The organism is Kitasatospora sp. MBT66 (genome assembly GCF_000710405.2).
Classification (GTDB): domain Bacteria; phylum Actinomycetota; class Actinomycetes; order Streptomycetales; family Streptomycetaceae; genus Kitasatospora; species Kitasatospora purpeofusca.
Genome location: NZ_JAIY01000006.1, coordinates 668,546 through 674,884, shown reverse-complemented (window position 1 = coordinate 674,884; position 6,339 = coordinate 668,546). Strand labels below are relative to the sequence as shown.

Sequence of the window (6,339 nt, the reverse complement as noted above, 5' to 3'; positions counted from 1 at the left end):
CGCCCGGGCCTGCGGCGCCCGGTGCGGTCCGGGCGGCGGTGGGCGGTGCGGCGACGGGCGTGGCGGGGGCGACGGGCGGCGCGAGGACGGCGGCCAGTTCCTCCGCCGTCCCGGCGACTGACAGCGAGCCGCCGACGGCGGCCGTGGCCCGGTGCAGCAGGGCGAGCCGTTCACCCGAGCGGTGGAGTTCGGTGACGTCGGTGAACAGCGCGGTGACCCCGATCACCTGCCCGTCCGGGGCCTGCAGCCGGAACGCCGAGATGGCCATCACCGCGCCGCCGGACGGGTCCTCGATGGTGCGGACGATCTCCTCCGCGCCGATCAGCGGCCGGCCGGTGCGCAGCACGTCGTGCAGCCCGCGCTCGACGGCCGCCGCGTCCTGCGGCTGGAGGAAGTCGCCGAGGCGGCGGCCGCGCAGGTCGGGTGGGAGGCCGCTGTAGGGGAGCAGATGGGTGTTGGTGCGGACGAGGCGCAGCCGTTCGTCGAAGACGGCCAGGCCGACCCGGTCCTGGAGGAAGAGTTCGCTGGTGAACGCCTGGTCCTGGCGCCAGCGGGCGATCTGCGGGGTGGGGGCGGCGAGCACCAGGTAGCGGGCGGTGCCGGGTCCGTCGGCCGTGCCGGAGCCGCCGGGGGTTGCGGAGCCGTCGGCGGTTGCGGCGCCGTCCGGGGTCTCGGGGGCCACCGGGGCGTCCAGGGGCAGCACCTGGAAGGAGAGCGCGAGCCGTTCGCCCCGGCCGGAGCGGAACACCGCCTCGCCGGACCAGCCCTCGGCCCGCTGCTGATCGGTGAGCTCGGACATGGCCGGCCACCCCGCGGGGTCGTCGAGCAGCTCGCGCGCCGGCCGTCCGCGGACCTGCCGGGCGTCGACGCCCAGGAGCCGGGCCGCCTCCGGGGTCCAGCGGACGATCCGGCCGTCCGCGTCGAGCAGGGCTCCGACGGCGTTGTCGACGAAGGGGGATCGGCCACGCTGCAGGGCGTCCGCCGTGCTCATCCGGTCGGCTCCTCTCCGTCGGCGGGATCACGGCCGCGATCTCTCCATCATCCTCCGGCCCGCCGAGCCCGCCAGTCCCGCCGGTGGCCCCCGTCGCACAGGAGGCGGTGCGCGGGGGGTTCTCGGGCGTCCGCTCTTATTGTAATCTCCGTCAATAAGCGGGGCCTACGCCGCGGTAACGAGCCCCCGCGCAGGCCACGCACCTGACGGAGGCAGCCATGGCTCACTCGGCGGAACGCACCCCCACCCTCACCCCCGGCGGCCACGGACGGACCCACACCGCCGCCGACGACGACGTGTCCAAGCGGCTGCTCGAATCCGCCGCGACCCTCTCCTACGACCCGGCCACCGAGATCGACTGGGACGCCCCGCTGGAGCCCGGGCACTACGGGCTCAACCCGGAGTGGAGCACCCTCTACGGCACCGCGCTCTGGTCCGAGATGACCGAGGAGCAGCGGGTCGTTCTCACCCGCCACGAGGTCGGCTCGATCATGACCACCGGCATCTGGTTCGAGATGATCCTTCAGCAGATGGTGCTGCGCGACCAGTACCTCAAGGACCCGGCCAGCGCCGAGTTCCGCTTCGCGCTCACCGAGATCGCCGACGAGTGCCGCCACTCGATCATGTTCGCCCGGGCCTGCGAGAAGATGGGCGTCCCCCAGTACAAGCCCAACCAGCTGGTCGCCCAGGCCGGGCGCGCCTACAAGGCCCTCGCCCGCGGCGAACTCGCCTACGGCGGCATCCTGGTCGCCGAAGAGGTGCTGGACGTCATGCAGCGCGACTGGATGCGCGGCGAGAACGTCCTCGACATCGTCCGCGGGACCTCCCGGATCCACGTGGTCGAGGAGTCCCGGCACATGAAGTTCGCCCGCCAGGAGATCCGCGAACGGCTGCGCGGGGCCGGCACCCTGCGCCGCCGCAACGCCGCCTTCGGCATCGCCGCCGGCGCCTACGTCATCGTCACCAGCATGGTTCACCCGTCCGTGTACAAGGCCGCCGGCCTGGACGTCGCCCGGGCCCTCGCCGAGGTCCGCGCCAGCGAGCACCGCCGCGCCATGATGCGCACCAGCAGCCGCCACCTGATGGCCTTCCTCGCCGAGAACGGCCTGCTCACCGGCCCGTCCACCAAGCTCTACCGCCGCATCCACATGCTCTGAGCGCCGCGCGACCCGTACCCCCGCACGCCGAACCCCACCCAGCGAGGAACCCCGCCCCCGCCATGGCCTACGCGATCACCCGGTCCTGCTGCAACGACGCCTCCTGCGTGTCCGTCTGCCCGGTCAACTGCATCCACCCCACCCCCGACGAGCCCGACTTCGGCCGCACCGACCTGCTCTACATCGACCCGGCCGCCTGCATCGACTGCGGCGCCTGCGCCGACGCCTGCCCCGTCGATGCGATCTTCCCGGTCGACCGGCTCCAGGGCCCCGACGCCGTCTACGGCGACCTCAACCGCGACTGGTACCGCGACCACCCCACCGACCACGCCTGGGGCGCGCCCGTCTTCCCGCGCAGCCTGCCCACCGGCCTCGACCTCGGGACCGGCCCGCTGCGGGTCGCCGTCGTCGGCACCGGGCCCTCCGCGAGCTACACCGCGCAGGCCCTGCTGCGCACCACCGATGCCGAGGTCACCATGCTCGACCGGCTGCCCGTGGCCGGGGGACTGCTGCGGCACGGGGTCGCCCCCGACCACCAGTCGACCAAACGGATCGCCGAGAGCTTCGCCTCCGTCTTCCACGACCCCCGGCTGCGGGTCCACCTCAACGTCGAGGTCGGCACCGACCTCGACCACGCCGAACTCGCCGCCCACCACCACGCGGTGGTGTACGCGGTCGGCGCCGCCGCCGACCGCCGGCTCGACGTGCCCGGCGAGGACCTCCCCGGCAGCCTGCCCGCCACCACCTTCGTCCGCTGGTACAACGCCGAACCCACCGTGCCCGCCGACGCGGTCGCCCTCGACGCCGGCACCGGCCCCGGCGCCGAACGGGCCGTGGTCGTCGGCAACGGCAACGTCGCCGTCGACATCGCCCGGATCCTGCTCACCGACCCCGACCGGCTCGCCGCCACCGACATCGCCGACCACGCCCTCGCCGCCCTGCGCCGCAGCCCGCTGCGCGAGATCGTGCTGACCGCCCGGCGCGGGCCCGAGCACGCCGCCTGGACCACCCCCGAGTTCCTCGCCCTCACCCGGCTCCCGGGCGTCGAACTCGTCGTCGACGACCGGCCGGAGGTCCGCGCGGCCCTCGCCGCCGCACCCGAGGGCTCCGGCGCGGCCCTGCTGGCCGGCCTCCCACTGGTACGCCTGGACGGCACCGCCCCGCCCCGGCCGGGCCGCCGGATCGTGCTCCGCTTCCACGCCGCGCCCGTCGAACTCCTGGGCGGCGAAAGGGTCGAGGCCGTCCGCCTGACCGGCGACGACCGGCCGCTGCACGCCGCCCTGGTGGTCCGCTCCATCGGCCACCGCGGCGTCCCGCTCCCCGGACTGCCCTTCGACGAGGCCACCGCGAGCGTCCCGCACCGCGGCGGCCGCGTCCTCGACCCGGCGACCGGCCGCCCGCTGCCCGGCACCTACCTCGTCGGCTGGGCCAAGCGCGGCCCCTCCGGCGGCATCGGCGCCAACCGCGCCTGCGCCGAGGAAACCGTGCACGCCCTCCTGGACGACGCCGTCGCGGGCACCCTGCCCCACCCGACCGGCGACCGCAGGGCCTTCGACCGCCTGGTCCGCACCCGCCGCCCCGACGCCCTCGGCCTGCGCCACCTCCGCGCCATCGACCGCGCCGAACGCGCCCAAGGCGAAGCCACCGGCCGCCCCCGCGTCAAACTCCCCACCGTCCCCGCCCTCCTGGCGGCGGCCCGGCGGTGACGGGCGCTCAGGCCACCTGGGCCCCGATGGCGCGCAGCACGTCACCGAGCCACACGAAGCCGTACCCGACGGTGCGCGACTCGTCCTCGACCATTCGCTCCAGGTGCTCCCAGGACTCCGACACCATCCCCGGGGTGGGCTCCGCCGGCCCGGCGTAGATGTCCACTGCCTCCCCCGGCGGCACCGACCAGTACGGATCCGCCACGGCGACCCGCCCCTCGGTGGCCTGCGCCTCGACCTGCCGCACGAGCACGTCGAGCACCCGCCGCAGCTCGGCGAGCGGGATCCGCACGGAGGGTTCGTCGAGGACCAATGGCGTCCCCGGCCGGTCGAAGGCGGTACGCAGGGCGTGCTCGACCTCGGGGAGGGTGCGCAGGTGCAGCAGTTGCTGCCAGCCCTTGAGGTAGTTCCCGAGATCGGCCAGGGGCACCTCCTCGACCTCGGCGGTGAAGCGGGCGAGGTCCGAGCCGGTCAGGGTCTCGCGGAACTCCCGGATCGTCCGCGGGCCCGCGGACGGCAGCCGGGGCTGGACGGGTTGGGCGTTCATGGCGGTGCCTCGCTTCGGTCGGGGCGCGCGGAATCTGCGACCGCAGGGACGCCGCGCCCCGAACCTACCGCCCGTCCCGGACCCGCCGCGTCCGCGCCGAACAAGTCGGATCATCGGCCGGACGCCCGTCAGCTGAAGAGGGCGCTCAGGTCCAGCGGGGTGATCAGGTAGCTGTCGGTGGCCGGGTCGTGGGCGTGGAGGAGGGCGGTGCGGCCGGCCGGGACGGTGGGGTCGCCGGGTGGGGTGCGGACCGCGATGAGGAGCGGCGCGCCGTCGTCCGTGGTGACCTCGGCCCAGCCGCCGGTGGCGGTGGCGTCGCCCGGGAGGACGAAGCAGGAGCGGCCGACCAGGGGGAAGGGTTCGGAAGCGAGCAGGTCCCCGGGAAGATCGTCCGGAAGAACCCCGGGCACGGCGTCGACATGGGGATCGGCGCCGCACCCCCCGTTCCGGGTCCCGGTGGGGTGGCCGACGTCGTGTCCCCCGGACACGACGTCGGCGCCAAGGCCGCTGAGCAGGGCCAGCATCCAGTACTCAGCGGTCACCACCAGAGTCGGAAAGCCGGGTGCGGCTCTGAAATTCCCCCGCAACCGCCCCGCCCCCCAGACTCTTTCCTACAGCGCCGGATCCCCCGTGCGCCGCAGTGATCCTGTCAGGGGCGGGGCGTCCGCACACTGCCAGGATCCGGCAATCTTGACGACGCTTTGACACCCTGAAAATATCCGGAAACCGCAAGCAACGCGGGGCGGTCCGAAACGTCTGACGGAACGGATCAGAGCGGCTGGTCGGGCCAGTCGAGCAGCCGCGCGCCCATCACGGCGGTCTCCAGGGTGTACCGGTGCAGCGCCTCCGACGGGTCGTAGCCGGTGAGGTCGCGGATGCGTTCCAGCCGGTAGCCGAGGGCGCGCACGCTCAGCCCCAGCCGCCGGGCGGTCTCCGCGTTCACGTACCCGGCCTCGGCCTGGACGGTGATGGTCTCCAGCAGCGGACGGGCGCCGCCGCGCGCGGTGGTGAGCGGGCCGAGCACGGTCCGCACCAGGTCGGCCATGGCTTCCCGGTCCCGCATCAGCACCGGGAAGACCAGCAGTTCCTCGGCCCGCAGCCGGGCCGCGGGCAGGCCGAGCCGCTCCGCGTACTCCAGCGTGGCGAGCGCCTCCTCGTAGCTGCGGACGATGCCGCCGGTGCCGCCGTACCGGCGGCCGGTGGCCACCCGCAGGGCCGGCGGGTAGCCGGGGCCGGGGCGCAGGGCGAGGTCGGTGAAGGCGGTGAGGACGGCCTGTTCGCCGTCGGAGGCGATGCAGACCAGCCGCCCGTCGCGGACGGCCAGCAGCAGGGTGCGGTCGTCGTAGCGGCCGGTGAGTTCGCGCAGGACCCGGTGCGGGGTGGGCGCGCCCTCCAGGTAGGCCTCGGCGCCGACGGCGACGGCGACGGTGTAGCCGGCGGCGAGCCGCAGGCCGAAGCGTTCGGCGCGTTCGGCGAGCCGGCCGAGGTCGGTGCGGCCGTGCAGCAGGTCGTTGACGAGTTCCCGCCGGTTGGCCTCCTCCTGGCGGACGGCCATCCGCTGGGCGCGTTCGTGGCCCTCGGCGACGGCGCCCAGCGCGGCCTGGGTGGCGGCGAGCACGGCGTCGCCGGTGCGCCGGACCTCGGCGGTGGTGACGGCGGTGAGGCCGGGGAAGGTCTGCCAGGACGCGCGGGTGGCGCCCAGGCAGACGCCGACCAGGTCGCGCAGTCCGTGGCCGGCCTCGGCGGCGCGCTCGCCGAGGTCGCGCAGTCGTTCGAGTTCGGCGCGGCGGAGCAGGCGGCCGGTGCGGGAGACCTCGGTGAGCAGGGCCAGACAGTGGCCGGCGAGCTTGCCGGGGATGTCGGGGGTGCCCGGGCTGCCCGGGGTGCCGGTTCCGTTGGCCGCCGTCATGGTGTCGTGTCCGCCCCGGCCCGTGGGTG

Annotated in this window: 6 protein-coding genes; 2 read left to right on the top strand and 4 right to left on the bottom strand. The window is 75.0% G+C overall.

What is annotated here, in order from left to right; all coding sequences use genetic code 11:
* Positions 1-991 (bottom strand): PAS domain-containing protein (locus BI06_RS15490; RefSeq protein ID WP_149030410.1); only part of this gene is annotated, 991 nt, incomplete at its 3' end.
* 218 nt (positions 992-1,209) lie between these two features.
* Between BI06_RS15490 and BI06_RS15485 the strand changes: the two genes are divergently transcribed.
* Both BI06_RS15485 and BI06_RS15480 read left to right on the top strand, forming a co-directional pair.
* Complete coding sequence (locus BI06_RS15485; protein WP_030395040.1) at positions 1,210-2,148, top strand: diiron oxygenase; 939 nt, start codon at positions 1,210-1,212, stop codon at positions 2,146-2,148.
* Between the two features lie 62 nt (positions 2,149-2,210).
* Positions 2,211-3,854 carry a 4Fe-4S binding protein gene (locus BI06_RS15480; protein WP_043468646.1) on the top strand — a complete coding sequence of 548 codons (1,644 nt, stop codon included), beginning with the start codon at positions 2,211-2,213 and terminating at the stop codon, positions 3,852-3,854.
* A 7-nt stretch (positions 3,855-3,861) separates the two neighbouring features.
* Here BI06_RS15480 and BI06_RS46335 read toward each other — a convergent pair whose 3' ends face one another.
* From BI06_RS46335 to BI06_RS15465, 3 genes are all read right to left on the bottom strand, one after another.
* Positions 3,862-4,401: a hypothetical protein gene (locus BI06_RS46335; protein WP_051741091.1), complete on the bottom strand. Its 540-nt coding sequence runs from the start codon at positions 4,399-4,401 to the stop codon at positions 3,862-3,864.
* Between the two features lie 128 nt (positions 4,402-4,529).
* Complete coding sequence (locus BI06_RS50795) at positions 4,530-4,943, bottom strand: hypothetical protein (protein WP_157855303.1); 414 nt, start codon at positions 4,941-4,943, stop codon at positions 4,530-4,532.
* A gap of 227 nt (positions 4,944-5,170) precedes the next feature.
* Positions 5,171-6,310: a CdaR family transcriptional regulator gene (locus tag BI06_RS15465; RefSeq protein ID WP_078880153.1), complete on the bottom strand. Its 1,140-nt coding sequence runs from the start codon at positions 6,308-6,310 to the stop codon at positions 5,171-5,173.
* Between the last annotated feature and the right edge of the window lie 29 nt (positions 6,311-6,339).